The sequence below is a fragment of the Myxococcus sp. CA051A genome (genome assembly GCF_013336705.1).
Lineage (GTDB): Bacteria > Myxococcota > Myxococcia > Myxococcales > Myxococcaceae > Myxococcus > Myxococcus llanfairpwllgwyngyllgogerychwyrndrobwllllantysiliogogogochensis.
The window spans coordinates 241,637-255,452 of sequence record NZ_JABUMS010000005.1 but is presented as its reverse complement, the minus strand read 5'-3'; the positions used below and the strand labels follow the sequence as shown (position 1 = coordinate 255,452).

The following is a 13,816-nucleotide window of genomic DNA, read 5'->3' as shown; positions in this document are numbered from 1 at the left end:
CCGCGCGGCTCATTTCACCCGACGAATCCAGAAGCTCCCGGGCCAGTCCACGGGAGTGCCTCGATACGACGGGAAGGCCTGACGCAGTCGGTCCGCATGCGTCAGGTGCATGAAGCTGCTGCCCCAGAGCACCTCGAAGCTGTCATTGAAGGACAGGAACGCCTGGAGCAGGTACTGCTCCGTCCAGAAGCGCCGGTGCTCCAGCACCCAGGCCCTGGGGTACTCCGCCGGCAGGAAGATGTCGTGGATGTGCACCACCACGCCCTTCTTCAACCGGGGCAGCAGCTCCAGGAACTCCACCTGGACGTCACTGCCCACCTTCAACACGTGGCTCGAGTCGATGAAGAGGACGTCGTTCTCCTCCAGCCTCGCCACCTCCGACAATGGAATGTCCTGCGCCTTCATCGGCTCCAGGCGCGTCAGCCCGGGGAAGCCCGCGCGCAGCACGTCGCTCGGATAGGGCTCGAACGCCACCAGCTCACAAGCGGGCGCGCCGTGTGACTCATTCACCCGGCACGCCTGCGCCGCCAGCCGCGTGGACCAGCCCGAGCCAATCTCGAAGAGCCGGCGCGGTTTGAGTTCCCGCACCAGGCAGTACAGCAGCTCCGCGTCCACCGTCCCGAACGCGCTGTTGTCCAGGTGGAACTCGTGCGGGACGCCCGTGGGCTCGCGCGGGAAGGCCGTGTATTCGTCGCGATACTGCGTGGAGAAGCGCTCCAGGAGTTCGAGCTGCCTGGACTCGCGCAGGTCCACGCCCACCAGCTCCGAGCGCGCGCTCCAGAGCGACTCCGGCAGCGAGCTTGTGTCGGGGATGGGCTGATAGAAGTGGTTCGGCGTGACGTGGTAGCCGCTCCGCTCGAAGACCTGGAACAGCCGAGGGTCGTCGAGCAGCCCGAGCCGCCGACCTCCGTTCACCAGTCCTTGGGCCAGCAGCTCCTTGAGTCGACGCTTGATGGGCATGTGCGGCGCGCAGCCTACCACCGCGTGGGACTACGGCTTCCCCTTCAACGCGGCCTCTGTCGCCCGCAGCAGCGGCTCCGCGCTCACCGGCGCGCCCGTCGCATGCGTCATCCACACGTCCGGCGTCACCGAGCCATACGTCGCCATCCGCTCGAACTCCGCGCCCAGCGGCCCCTTGCGCGACAGGTGCTCCTCAATCTGGAACGCGATGAGATGCCCCAGCGGATAGTCCGGCAGATACAGCGGGTAGCTGATCATGTGGCTGTAGATGGCGAGCAGCGTCGTCCCCTCGCCCCCCAGCACCGGCGCGAAGTAGCGAGCCCACACGTCGCGGGAGATCGACACCACCGCCTCACGCAGCTCCGCGGCGGTGGCCTCCGGGTGCGCGTACAGCCAGTGCCACACGCCCATGTCCACCATCGCGATGCCCGAGCGCTCCCACGTCTGCCAGAAGTCGCCGAGCACCCGCTCCCGCTCGCTGGCCGCATCCGGCTTGCCCAGCCCGAGCAGCTCCAAATCCCGCGCCTGGAACACGAAGGCCAGCGCCTCCGTGAAGGCGTTGTTGGGGACACCCGTGAGCAACGTGTGGTCCACGCCGTAGAGACTGAAGGCCTGCTCCACGTTGTGCCCCAGCTCGTGCACCGCGATGTTGTAGCCCTTGTAGCTCATGCCCTCCTTCTCCACGCGCGTGCGCAGCCGAGGGAAGTCCCCCCTGCGCATCGCCTGCTGGGCATGTCCCGCCCCCCGCGAGGCATCCACGCGGATGTGCGCCGCGAGCCAGTCCGCCTTCTGCGCGCTGAACCCCATGCCGCGAAGGATGCGGGGCATGTCTTGCGCAAACGCCTCCGCGCTCGGGTAGCGCTTGCGAGTCAACGCATCCAGCTCCGACTCCGGCCGCTGGGCTCCCGGCTTGAACCCCGAATACCAGACGTCCTGCGGCTCCAGCTTCCGGCCCAGCCTTGTCTCAATCTCCTTCGCCACACGCGGCACCAGCGGGGACTCCAGCACCTGCGTCAGCAGCGCCTTCACCCGCTCCTCGGGCAGCTCCCGACCCAGCTCGAAGGCGCGAGCGATGCGCGTGGGCGCCACCGGCACGAACGGGTCCGCCCTGCGCGCGGCCTGGAAGATGGCGAGCAGCCGCGCGTAGCGCACGTCCTGCTCCCGCGTCGCGTCCGCCTTGGCTTCCTTCGATGGCGCATCCGCCTCCACCGTGTCCGCCGGCGCCACCGCGACGACGTTGGTGTATGGGTTCCAGTCCAGCCTCGGGTTGTCGATGACGGCCGCCGGAATCGTCTGGGTGATGATGCGCTCCATCACCTGGACGATCATGCGCTGCTTCCCGCGCCCTCGCGGGTCCGCGTAGTCCGCCTTCAGCTCGTCGCGCAGGTTCCAATGGCTGATGAGCCGCAGCCCCTTCGGGAAGAGCCGCTCGCCGCGCTCGTCCAGCAGGTGGTGCATCCACACGTTGTACTCGGCGATGTAGAGGTTCGCCGCCGCCACCTCACGCGAGGACTCCTGGGCGATATCCGCGGGAACCCGCATGCTGAAGCGCCCGGCGAGCCTCGCCTCCGCCCACTGCCTGCGCGTCCACGTGGGCCCCTTCTCCGTGCGCTCCGACAGCGTCGTCAGCGGGAAGTTGAGCAGCACCACGAAGGCGACCTTCGCGCGGAACAGGTCCTCGGTGACGTGCGAGGACGGGTCATAGGCCGCCACCAACGGCTCCACCGGCAACAGCGGCCCCAGGTCCAGGTCCGTGTACCACTGCGTCTCGCGCCCCAGCTCGAGCATGTGCCCATCCAACTGCTCGAACAGCCGCTCCAACCGGGCGAACGTCGCGTCCAACACCCGCGCGTCCGACACGAACTGCTCACTCACGAAGACAGACAGGTCTCCGTCCTCGGCCCGCCATTGCAGGGCGACCTGATCGACGCCCCGCTCGATGCGCTCGCGCGACGCCTCCCCATGTTTCGCCACGAGTCCGGCCTTCACCGCCGCCAGGTCGAACGCGGGCTTCATGGCTCGGGACTCCTTCGGCGCAATGACAGGGGGCCGTGCGGGGGTGGCACATCCCAATGCCAACAACAGAGGCCAGGAACGGACGGCGGAAACGAAGCGTGGCTTTGGAGAGGACATGGGCAGGCACCAGAAAGCACGAAGGGCCCGACCTTGGCAGGCCGGACCCTCATGATGCATCCAGGAAGTCGTTGCGAACGACGTCGGGAATCAGCCAGCGCGGACGTTCTGCGCCTGCAGACCCTTGGGGCCGCGGGCCACTTCGAACTCCACCTTCTGCCCCTCCTGGAGGGTGCGGAAGCCATCCATGTTGATGGCGGTGTGGTGGCAGAACACGTCCTCACCACCGCCGTCCTGGGTGATGAAGCCGAAGCCCTTCGCATCGTTGAACCACTTCACGGTACCAGTAGCCATTCGATTTCTTCTTCTTTCGTCACGGACGCGAAAATCCGCCGTCCGGTCCTACCGAGCGAACCCTAAAGGACCCGGGGAATCTATGCGGCCTTTCCCCGGGAAGTCCACTTCAGCAGGCTACCAGCCGCACTTCTGGCCCTTGTTCTGGGCCTTCAACCACTGACGCAGCGGGCTGAAGTAATCCAGCAGTGGTGTCGCATCCATCTTCCGCGTTCCAGTGACGACCTGGAGCGCCTCCGGCCAGGGCTTGCTCGCGCCCAATTCCAGCATCGCCTGGAGCCGCTTTCCGGCCTCCTTGTTGCCGTAGATGGAGCACTCGTGCAGCGGGCCCTTGAAACCTGAAGCCTCACACAGCGCCTTGTGGAACTGGAACTGGAGGATGCGAGCCAGGAAGTACCGCGTGTAGGGGACGTTCGCCGGCACGTGATACTTGGCGCCCGGGTCGAAGTCCTGCTCGGAACGAGCCACCGGCGCGGCCACGCCCTGATACTTCTGTCGCAGCGTCCACCAGGACTTGTTGTAGTCCGCCGGCTTCACGCGGCCGGAGAAGACCTCCCAGCGCCACTGGTCCACCAGCAGGCCGAAGGGCAGGAACGCCACCTTCTCCAGCGCGTCCTTCATCTGGAGGTTGATGAGGTTCTTGTCGTTCTTCGCCACTTCCTTCAGCAGACCGACCTGCTGGAGATAGGCGGGGGTGATGGACAGCGTCAGCGCGTCGCCAATGGCCTCGTGGAAGCCGTCGTTCGCGCCGGCCTGATAGAGCACGGGCAGGTTGTAATAGTACGTGTAGTAGTAGTTGTGACCCAGCTCGTGGTGGATGGTGACGAGGTCCTCCTCGGTGGGCTTGATGCACATCTTGATGCGCAGGTCGTTCTCGTACGTCACGTCCCAGGCACTGGCGTGGCAGACGACGTCCCGGTCCTTCGGCTTGGTGAACTGGGAGCGCTCGAAGAAGGACTCAGGGAGCGACTTGAGGCCCAGCGAGGTGAAGAACTTCTCACCCAGCCGCACCATCTTCAGCGGGTCGTAGTCCTGCTTCTTCAGCTCGGAGTCCACGTCCAGGCTGGCCTGACCGGGGAACGGCTCCACCAGGGGGTAGATGTTGTTCCACTCCTGGGCCCACATGTTGCCCAACAGGTGCGCCGGAATGGGCTTGCCCGAAGGCACCTTCTCCGCGCCGTACTGCTTCGCCAGCCGGCCCCGCACATAGCAATGCAGGTCGTCATACAGGGGCTTCACCTGGCCCCACAGGCGCTGGGCCTCCTTCTCGAACTCGGCGGGCTGCATGTCGTAGCCGGAGCGCCACAGCGTGCCCAGGTCGTTGAAGCCGATGTCCTTGGCGCCGTCGTTGGAGATGCTCACCAGCTGCTGGTAGAGCGGGCGCATGGGCTTGGAGATGGAGTGCCAGCCCTGCCACGCATCCAGCAGCGCGTTGTAGTCACGGCTCTCCGCCATGACGTCCGACAGCTCCTCCAAATCCCTGCACTTGCCCTTGCCGTCGGCGCCGCAGTACTTGCCCTTGCCGTAGAGTCCTTCCAGCTTCGCGGCCGTCGTCGCCAGCTCCGCGCGCTTCTTCGCGTCCGAGGGCGCCGGCAACGCCTGGGACACGCGCAGCAGGTGCAGCATGCGCGCGGTGTCCGCGTCGAGCTTCAGGCCGTCGAAGCGGCGCGAGTCCTTGATGGCGCCGTTGACGTAGCCGAGCACCTCTTCGTTGACGTAGGCGGCGTTCCGCTCGGTGTCATCGGTGATGTACGTGGACTTGATCCACTCGGCGGTGGCCTGTTTCGTCCATAGCCGCTTGAGGTCCGCGTTCACCTTCTCGGCGAACTGCTTCGCCTCCTCGGGCGTGGCCTTCGCGGCGGGCGCCTGGGCAAAGCCCGGGACGGCGGTCAGCACCATGGCCGCGAGGGCCGAGCGCAGCAATGACTGCGGAAGTCGGGTCCGTTTCATGGGGCGGACCGTAGAGGAACCGCCGGCCAATGACATCCCGAAAGTAGGCCCTCTGGCACCTGCGCACCCGTCCCACCACGTCGGCGTCCGGCCTCGTCACCGGCTGACGCAACGCGAAAGCGCCATCGAGCGCCCCGGACGAAAGGGACGACACGCGCCCCAGGGCCCGCCCGTGGAGCAGGCGAGTCCCCTGCCCTCTCCCTCCCGAGTCCCCAGGCCGCGTTACAGCTTTGAAGCCATGCTGCTTGGACACACGAAGGACCCGACCTGGCCCGCGCCCGAGGACGCACTCACCGAGGCCCGTCGCTTCATGGAACAACAGCGCGGGAAGCGGGTGCTCGTCGTGCCCCACTCGGAGGTGGATGGGCTCGCGTCCGGCGTGCTCATCGTCCGTGCGCTGGAAGCGCTGGGTGCATCCGGCGCCCTCCGCGTGCCGGGAAAGGGAGAGCATGCCCATTCGCCAGGGTTCCTCGAGCGGGTCCGCGCCTCCTCGCCCGAAGCCCTCATCGTGCTCGCCATGGGCAGCCGGGCGACACCTCTCCTCCCCACGCTCGTCGTGGACCGTCATCGAGACACCGAGCCGCTTCCCGCCGAGGTTCGGCTCCTCTCCGCGCACGGCCATGAGCCCGCCGCGAGCACCAGCCTGCTCACCTATGTGCTCGTGTCACCGCTCGTCGTGCCCGGGCCGCTGGAGTGGCTCGCGGTGCTCGGCACGGCCGGCGCGCTCGGCACCGACGCGCCCATGCCGTTCCTCAAGGACGCGCTGCGACGCGCGAACCGCAAGGCCGTGGTGGAGACGGTGTCCCTGGTGAACGCCGCACGACGCTCCGCGCGCTTCGCCGCACCCAGGGCGCTGGAGGTCCTCCTGCGCGCACGCAACGCGAAGGACGTCGCGGATGGCCACGTGCCCGGCGTGGACGAACTGCGCGACTGCCGCCTGGAAGTGCGTCGGGAAGTCGAACGCTGCGCGAAGACACCTCCACGCATCGCGACGAACGTGGCGCTCCTGCTGTTCAGCTCCGAGGCCCTGGTACATCCCCTGGTGGCCGTGAGGTGGGCGCAGCGCCTTCCCGAGCATCTGGTCATCGCCGCCAACACGGGCTACCTGCCAGGGCACGTGGACTTCGCGCTGCGCAGCCAGGCGACCCGAGACCCGATGACCCTCCTCCAGGGACTGGCGCCCTCCGCGCTGGGAGACGCGCTCACAGCGGGCCACGCCCACGCCACGGGTGGGAGCTTGCCCCAGCCCGACTTCCTCCGCTTCGCGGAGGCCGTGGGCCTTCCAGGACTGAGCGCTCAAGACGTGGAGCGGCGAGGCGCGTTCCCGGGCTGATGGGATATGACAAGGGCCGTGCCACTCAAACACGCCCTCGTCGTACTCCCTTCGCTGCTCGCGCTCGTGTCGCTGTCCGCGTGCGACTCCTCGGATGACGGGGAACTTCGCGGCTGCGAGCAGTACAGCTTCCCGCTCTCCGCGCAGACGTCGTCAGGCCACCTGGCCGTCTGCGACAGCCCGGCCTGCGGCAACGGAGAGAATCCACCGAACTCCGGCCCGCACTGCGGCAACGTGGCGCGCTGCGGGGTCTACGCGGAGCCCGTGTCTCGCTGCCTCTACGTCCACAACCTGGAGCACGGGCACGCGGTGTTTCTCTATAACTGCCCCGACGGCTGTCCCGACGAGGTCGCGAAGCTCGAGGCCGCCGCGGCCAGCGTGCCCACGGGCGCAAACGGTGTGCGCCGAGCCCTGGTGGCGCAAGACCCGCAGATGCCCCAGCGCGTGGCCGCGCTGCTGTGGCGACGCACGTACCTGGCGGACGCCGTGGACCCGGAGGCCCTTCGCTGCCTCCTGGCGCACCAGGACTCGGATGCCCCCGAGCCTGGCCTTGCCTGCCCGGGCCCGTGAAACCTCGCGCATGACTCCTCGCTCGGAGCCCAGGAGCGGTTCCGGCGGATGACGGCCGTCGCTCGTTGATTGGGCCGCGAATGCGGGGGCTCGCCCGTCGGTACGGAGGGCAGGCGTCCCGACGCTGGGTGCGGGCAACCGGTTTGTCGACTGGCAGCCATTTGTAGTCAGGGGCATGAAACCAACGCTCCGACGAAACCTCGCCGTGCTGGCGTTGGCGTGGCTGACAGCCGCCGTGTCGCCCGCCCTCGCTCAATCACAACCACCGGGTGTGAAGGGCCCCGTTCCCACGGGGATGCCCAATCGCCTCGCCGTGGGACTCTTCGAGGAAGCAGGTCAGAACTGGATGCGAGACAGCGGCGTCCCCTGGGACGTGCGCTACCGCTACTTCACCAAGGGCTGGGTGGACAACTGGGGTTGGGGGCAACCCGATGGAAGCTGGGGGAAGGCCTTCCTCGATGAGTCCAAGACCCAGGGCTTCCTCCCCGCGCCCGTCTTCTACCAACTGTTCGCCGAGCCCGGCGGTGGTGAGGGCGAGTCGCTCGCCAAGGTGCAGAACGCGGCCACGATGCGCGGCTACTTCGGCGACCTGAAGATTCTGCTCCAGCGCGCGAAGGAGCTCGGCAAGCCGGTGCTGCTCCACATCGAACCGGACGCAGTGGGGCTCCTCCAGTTCCAGACGAACTCCAATCCCAACGCCTATGCCGCGGTCGCCGCCACGGGAATGCCCGAGCTCGCGAGCCTCCCCAACACCGTGGCCGGCTGGGGCCTCGCCTTCCTCCAGCTCCGCAAGTCCGTGGGCGCCAACAACGTCATCCTCGGCATCCACATCTCCGCGTGGGCCAGCGGCAAGGACATCTCCTGCTGCTCCGTCACCGACCCGCTCCAGCCCGAGGTGGACAAGGTCGTCAACTTCCTCAAACCCATGGGCCTTGGAACCAACGTGACGGGCGCCACCTACGACGTGCTCGTCGGAGACCCGCTGGACCGGGACGCGGACTTCTACAAGCTGACGCGGGCCCAGGACGTCTGGTGGGATGCCAGTGACAACGCCTCCATCTCCTCGCGCTCCTTCAATCGCTACGCGCAGTGGTTGACGCTCATGAACCAGACCACCGGCAAGCGATGGGTGCTCTGGCAGATTCCGCTCGGCAACTCCCAGCATCGCAACATCAACAACGACGGAAGCACCCGCGCGGGCTATCGCGACAACCGCACCGAATACTTCTTCGGCACGAGCGGCGACGCGCACCGCCGCAAGTTCGCCAACACGGGCGTCATCGCGCTCCTCTTCGGCGCGGGCGCGGGCGGACAGAGTTCGTATCCGAATGACCTGGGCGCGGATGGACAGCCCTACCTCAAGACTCACGCGGCCCCGTTCCTCCTCGCGGGTGGACTGACCCTCCCCGCCACGGGCACCTCGCTCCCCGGCTCAGGAGGGGGCACTGATGGCGGCTCGGGTGGAGGGACCGACGCGGGCACCGATGCCGGGACACGCGACGGCGGCTCGGATGGCGGCACGCGCGACGGCGGCGTGGGTGGCACTGACGCCGGGACGAGCGATGGCGGCACGCGCGACGGCGGCGTGGGTGGCACTGACGCCGGGACGAGCGATGGCGGCACGCGCGACGGCGGCGTGGGTGGCACTGACGCCGGGACGAGCGATGGCGGAACACGTGACGGCGGCTCGGGTGGCACCGACGCCGGGACGAGCGACGGCGGCAGCGCGGCTCGCGGCTACGGCTTTGAGTCCAGCACCGAGGGCTGGTCGTCGTCGGGCGCTCCACTCAAGGCCGCGACGTCCTCCACGGCGCGAGCCCAGGCGGGGACACGCTCACTCGCGGTGCCCTTCAGCGGGACCTCGGGAACGGGCGTCGTGTCCGTCCTCACCGCCCCCGTCCCTCGCGGCGCAACCGTGACGTTCCGCGTCTGGATTCCCAGCGGCAGTGGCATCACCGCCATCCAGCCCTTCGCACTGGAAGGAGAGCCAGGCGGCTGGCGCTACACAGGGCGCTGGACGGCGATGGGCAGCCTCCAGACGGGAACCTGGAACACCGTGACGGTGGCCCTGCCCACCAACAGCACGACGCCGCTCTACCAGCTCGGTGTCGAGTTCACGACGAACAGCGGCTGGACGGGCACCGTCCACCTGGACGCCATCACCTGGTAGCCCCCATGGGCCGAGGAGTCGGGCCCCGTGGCCCCTCCAGGCCCTTCGGAATTCGCACCGGGGAGCGCAACTATTTCCGGACTTCAGTGTTTTTGTTCCCGGGGGAGTCCTCTCCCCCTTCGCGAACCAACTGAAGGAGTACCTCCGGATGATTCGACGTCTCACTCTCACCCTCGCCGTGTGCGTGGCCGCATGCGCACCCGACGAGGGCCCGCCCACCTCCCATACCCCACCGCTCGACGCGCCAGGACAACAGGAGCAGCACGCCGAGCCCCTCGAGACGCCCACCGAGCCCAACACCCTGCGCTTCCTGGAGCAGGCGACCTTCGGACCCCGGCAGGCCTTTGGCGCCCCGACGCCGCCCATCGACACCGTCGAGCACGTCATGACGGTGGGCATCCGTCAGGCCATCACCGACCAATTCGCCGCGCCGCGCTCCACCTTCGACGGCCTTGCGACGAAGGACCTGGGCTCGCAGTTCTTCTTCCATGCCGTCCATGGACAGGACCAGCTCCGGCTGCGCATCGCCTTCGCCCTGAGCCAGATTCTCGTCGTCTCCCAGAACGGCATCCCCAACGTCATGTCCACGCCGGAGCCCGAGCCGCGCGTGGCGATGGCCAGCTACCTCAACCTCCTGTCCCAGCGCGCGTTCGGCAACTTCCGCCAGCTCCTGGAGGACGTGACGCTGCACCCCGCCATGGGCACGTACCTGGACATGGCCAACAACCGGGCCTTCAAGCCCAATGGCCAGCCCATCGAGCCCAACGAGAACTACGCGCGGGAGATGCTCCAGCTCTTCACACTCGGCCTCCACAAGCTGAATGAGAACGGCACCCCGGTGCTCGACAACCTGGGCCGCACGACGCCCTCCTACACCGAGGCGCAGGTCCAGGCGTTCGCCCACGCCCTCTCCGGTTGGACCTATGCCGGCCCCACCTGCCCGACCATCGGCCGGACAAATCCGCCGACCTACGCGGCGCCGATGATGGACTGCGCGGTGAACCACAACAGCACGTCCAAGGAGCTGCTCCGGGGCGTGTGGACCACCGCCAACGGCACGCCTCGTCAGCACCTGAAAGAGGCGCTCGACAACGTCTTCGACGACCCGAACCTGCCGCCGTTCATCTGCAAGCATCTCATCCAGCATCTGGTCACCAGCAACCCCAGCCCCGAGTACGTGCAGGACGTGGTCAACATCTTCAAGAACAACGGCAGCGACGTCCGGGGAGACCTGCGCGCGGTGATCCGCAGAATCCTCCAGCACGACGAGGCCCGGGGCCCCGTGCCTCCCGCCACTCAGCTCGCGACCTTCGGCCACCTGCGCTCGCCCGCGCTCCACGTCACCACGCTCGTCCGCGGCCTGAAGGGGACGCTCGACACGACGGGCACGTTGGACCCCGGCGCGAAGCTGAGCTCCTGGAGCCAATCCATGGGGCAATACGTGCCCCAGCCTCCGTCTGTCTTCAGCTACTACCCGCCCAACGCGCCCGCCCCGGGAGGAGGAGGTCTGCTCGGTCCCGAGTTCGCCATCCTGGACACGGCCACCGTCACCGCGCGCGCCAATGTGACGCATGACCTGCTCTTCGCGGCGGCCACGGCCAACGCGGGCGTCCTCATCGACCTGGACATCCTCCCCGTCAACTCCAGCGACACCGTGCAGTGGCTCAACCGCTACTTCCTGCACGGCACCATGTCTCCGGAGCTGCGAGACATCGTCCTCAATGCCATCTCCCACCCGGATGCCGGCGACACCCTGCGCAGGAAGAAGCTCGCCGTCTACCTCACGTCCCTCGCTCCCGAATTCCAGATCCAGAGGTAGCCCATGAGCTTCTCACGACGACAATTCCTCCGTGGCACCTCGCTGGGCCTGGGATATCTGGCGGTCTCCTCCCCGATGCCCGGTTGGCTCGGGAACGCCGCCGCCGCGACGCTGTCCGGTTACGCCGGCTACCGCGCGACGGTGTGTGTCTTTCTGCTGGGTGGCAATGACACCAACAACGTCCTCGTCCCCCGGGACGCCGGCATCCACGCGCAATATCTCGACGCGCGCTCCACGCTCGGCATCCCCTTGAACGACCTGCGGCCCATCAACCCCGTGGGCCTGGCGCCGGGCGCCTATGGGCTCCATCCCTCGCTGGAGAAGCTCCAGGCGCTGTTCGAGCAGGAGCGCGCGGCCTTCGTCTGCAACGTGGGGCCGCTCACCCTCCCCATGCGCAAGGTCAACTACGAGCTGGGCGATGTGCCCCGCCCTGACAACCTCTTCTCGCACAGCGACCAGCAGGACGCCTGGGCCAGCGGCATCTCCAACCCCTCCACCGTGGACCTGCCCCCAGCGCTGGAGGGCAAGGCCACCGGCTGGGGCGGACGCACCGCCGACCGCCTCCACACGCACAACCCCGGTGACTATCCGGAGGTGACCTCCTTCGGCGGCAAGGCCCTGTACTCCGGAGGCGCCGAGCGACAGCCGATGATGGTGTCCTCTTCGGGCGTGCTCGAGATGAAGGGGACGTCCGACGCGGACTTCAACACCCTGCGTTCGGAGGCACTCGCGGACATCGTGGCCCTGGACCGGGGCGTCACGCTGGAGGCCTCTTACGGCGGTGTCTTCACCACCGCGCAGACCTTCGCCTCCGCGCGAGCCACCGCGCGCGCCGCCGCGTGGGACGCGCTTCCCAACGAGGCGCGGCTCGACATCGACGGCTACTTCACCCCGCCGCAAGGCGCGACGGGCTGGACGCTGCACACGCAGCTCTACCAGGTGATACGCGACCTGGTCGCCGGCGCCGTGCCGTCCACGAGCGGAGGGCTGGGCGTGCGCCGACAGATGTTCTCCGTGGGGCTCGGCGGTTTCGACACCCACGTGGGCCAGGACGCCACGCAGACGGCGCTGCTCCTCCAGGTCGACTTCGCGCTGGACGCCTTCCAGAAGGCGATGACCCGCCTGAAGACCGAGGGCGTCTTCGGCGTGAATCCTCCCCAGTCCACGCTCTTCACCATGAGCGACTTTGGCCGGACCCTGGCTGAGAACTCAGACAAGGGCTCCGACCACGGCTGGGGCAGCCACGCCATCGTCCTGGGAGACCGGGTGCAGGGCCGCCGCCTCCACGGCACCTTCCCCAACCTGGACCTGTCCGCCGGCGCCGTGAACAACCTGGACTCCGTCGACGCCAAGGGCCGCTGGTTGCCTTCACTCTCCGTGGACCAATACGGCTTTACCCTGGCGTCGTGGTTGGGGCTGGGCGGCGTCGCTGATCGCGACCATGCCTTCCCCAATCTCACCGACTACGTCGCCGCCGCAACCTCCGGAGGCTTCCCCGCCGCCGCGCGCGCCTACCGGATTCCGTTCCTCCTGCCGGACCCCTGAGCGACGGTTCTCAGAGGGGCGCGGGGTCACCTCCCCTTCATCCACCCCGCGCCCCTCGACCCCCTGCGTCACCTTGAGCCAGGGTCAGCAATGACAACCCGGAAATGGTAGGGCCGAACCGTTGTTTCGTGCCCTACCTGATAAACCCTTGAAACCGGAGTGTTCGCTAACATACTGTGCGCATGCGTTCATGTTTCGCATGAGCGCACTCATTTTCACTTGAGGGGGACATATCCATGGCAGCAGACGCAGCGGCGAACGTTTCCGACGCTTTGGCTACAGTGGACAACATCGCCATCCAGGTCGAACAGGCGCTGTACAAACTGTATCTGGCCGTGAGCGGTACGGGATTCAAGAGCATCACCGACAAGATTTCCGTCATCTGGACGCCGGTACGCAATGTACTGAGCTCGGTGCTCAAACAAGTCGAAGGTCTCATCAAGCCGCTGATGGATCCGCAGGTCGTCACGTCCATCAAGGACGTGCTGGAAGCGGGCCGAGACCTGGTGAACTCCACGCTGGACCTGCTGCCTGACTCCGCGCGGAACCTGGCGCTGACGGGACAGCGCTTCCTGAACATCATCGTCGACTTCGTGGGCGCGGGTGTCGAGCACATCGTCGCCATCGTCGACCTGCTGCTCAACGTGGGCAAGGCCATCATCGGCGAGCTCTCCACGCTGGCGGCCACCACCATCGCCGCGCTGCGCAAGACGGGTGTGCAGATTCCCGCCACCAATCCCTGATTCAACCCCTGTCGTCTGTCGCATCTCCTGGTGTGTCGCGGGCGTGATGGCTCGCCGCCAGGAATTCCAGCGTGTCGTCACGGCCCTGCGCACGCTTTTCTCAAATCAGTGTCTATGAATAGGACCGTCCCCCATCAGGGGTGGGCGCAAGCCCAGGCACGCGGTCCAGGGAACCTGCACCCGGAGCAGGGATTTCCACCCCCTCGCTGGCGAGGGTCGGGGAGCGTATGGCCACAGGTCTCATCATTCCTGGTGTCCAGGTCACGGTCGTCAAGGAAGTGTTGCCCCAACAGCTTGCA

The 13,816-nt window shown here is 67.4% G+C and carries 10 protein-coding genes; 6 read left to right on the top strand and 4 right to left on the bottom strand.

Features of this window, described 5'->3' with window-relative positions:
• Positions 1-9: 9 nt before the first annotated feature.
• The 4 genes from HUA74_RS17330 to HUA74_RS17315 form a co-directional block, all read right to left on the bottom strand.
• Positions 10-960, bottom strand: coding sequence for a class I SAM-dependent methyltransferase (locus HUA74_RS17330; protein ID WP_174455386.1), 951 nt, complete (start codon positions 958-960; stop codon positions 10-12).
• A gap of 30 nt (positions 961-990) precedes the next feature.
• On the bottom strand, positions 991-2,976 hold the full coding sequence (locus tag HUA74_RS17325; protein ID WP_254625100.1) for a hypothetical protein: 1,986 nt from the start codon (positions 2,974-2,976) through the stop codon (positions 991-993).
• Between the two features lie 207 nt (positions 2,977-3,183).
• Complete coding sequence (locus HUA74_RS17320) at positions 3,184-3,387, bottom strand: cold-shock protein (RefSeq protein WP_141640610.1); 204 nt, start codon at positions 3,385-3,387, stop codon at positions 3,184-3,186.
• Between the two features lie 117 nt (positions 3,388-3,504).
• Positions 3,505-5,337 carry a M2 family metallopeptidase gene (locus tag HUA74_RS17315; RefSeq protein WP_141640609.1) on the bottom strand — a complete coding sequence of 611 codons (1,833 nt, stop codon included), beginning with the start codon at positions 5,335-5,337 and terminating at the stop codon, positions 3,505-3,507.
• Positions 5,338-5,575: 238 nt separating this feature from the next.
• Here HUA74_RS17315 and HUA74_RS17310 point away from each other — a divergent pair, with 238 nt between their 5' ends.
• From HUA74_RS17310 to HUA74_RS17285, 6 genes are all read left to right on the top strand, one after another.
• Positions 5,576-6,670 (top strand): DHH family phosphoesterase, encoded by a 1,095-nt coding sequence (locus HUA74_RS17310; RefSeq protein ID WP_174455384.1) that lies wholly within the window; start codon positions 5,576-5,578, stop codon positions 6,668-6,670.
• Between the two features lie 54 nt (positions 6,671-6,724).
• The gene (locus HUA74_RS17305) at positions 6,725-7,240 is read left to right on the top strand and encodes a DUF3105 domain-containing protein (protein WP_254614449.1); all 516 of its coding nucleotides are present in this window, start codon (positions 6,725-6,727) and stop codon (positions 7,238-7,240) included.
• 175 nt (positions 7,241-7,415) lie between these two features.
• Entirely contained in the window at positions 7,416-9,410 is a 1,995-nt protein-coding gene (locus tag HUA74_RS17300) for a hypothetical protein (protein ID WP_174455383.1), read from the top strand.
• A gap of 148 nt (positions 9,411-9,558) precedes the next feature.
• Entirely contained in the window at positions 9,559-11,229 is a 1,671-nt protein-coding gene (locus tag HUA74_RS17295; protein ID WP_174455382.1) for a DUF1800 family protein, read from the top strand.
• 3 nt (positions 11,230-11,232) lie between these two features.
• Positions 11,233-12,774 carry a DUF1501 domain-containing protein gene (locus HUA74_RS17290; protein ID WP_174455381.1) on the top strand — a complete coding sequence of 514 codons (1,542 nt, stop codon included), beginning with the start codon at positions 11,233-11,235 and terminating at the stop codon, positions 12,772-12,774.
• A 236-nt stretch (positions 12,775-13,010) separates the two neighbouring features.
• Entirely contained in the window at positions 13,011-13,517 is a 507-nt protein-coding gene (locus HUA74_RS17285) for a hypothetical protein (RefSeq protein ID WP_141640603.1), read from the top strand.
• The last annotated feature ends 299 nt before the right edge of the window (positions 13,518-13,816 follow it).

Coding starts and splice junctions, on each gene's coding strand:
- HUA74_RS17290 (WP_174455381.1), top strand. CDS start 11,233: ATGAGCTTCTCACGACGACAATTCCTCCGTGGCACCTCGCTGGGCCTG.
- HUA74_RS17325 (WP_254625100.1), bottom strand. CDS start 2,976: ATGAAGCCCGCGTTCGACCTGGCGGCGGTGAAGGCCGGACTCGTGGCG.
- HUA74_RS17310 (WP_174455384.1), top strand. CDS start 5,576: ATGCTGCTTGGACACACGAAGGACCCGACCTGGCCCGCGCCCGAGGAC.
- HUA74_RS17285 (WP_141640603.1), top strand. CDS start 13,011: ATGGCAGCAGACGCAGCGGCGAACGTTTCCGACGCTTTGGCTACAGTG.
- HUA74_RS17295 (WP_174455382.1), top strand. CDS start 9,559: ATGATTCGACGTCTCACTCTCACCCTCGCCGTGTGCGTGGCCGCATGC.
- HUA74_RS17320 (WP_141640610.1), bottom strand. CDS start 3,387: ATGGCTACTGGTACCGTGAAGTGGTTCAACGATGCGAAGGGCTTCGGC.
- HUA74_RS17315 (WP_141640609.1), bottom strand. CDS start 5,337: ATGAAACGGACCCGACTTCCGCAGTCATTGCTGCGCTCGGCCCTCGCG.
- HUA74_RS17330 (WP_174455386.1), bottom strand. CDS start 960: ATGCCCATCAAGCGTCGACTCAAGGAGCTGCTGGCCCAAGGACTGGTG.
- HUA74_RS17300 (WP_174455383.1), top strand. CDS start 7,416: ATGAAACCAACGCTCCGACGAAACCTCGCCGTGCTGGCGTTGGCGTGG.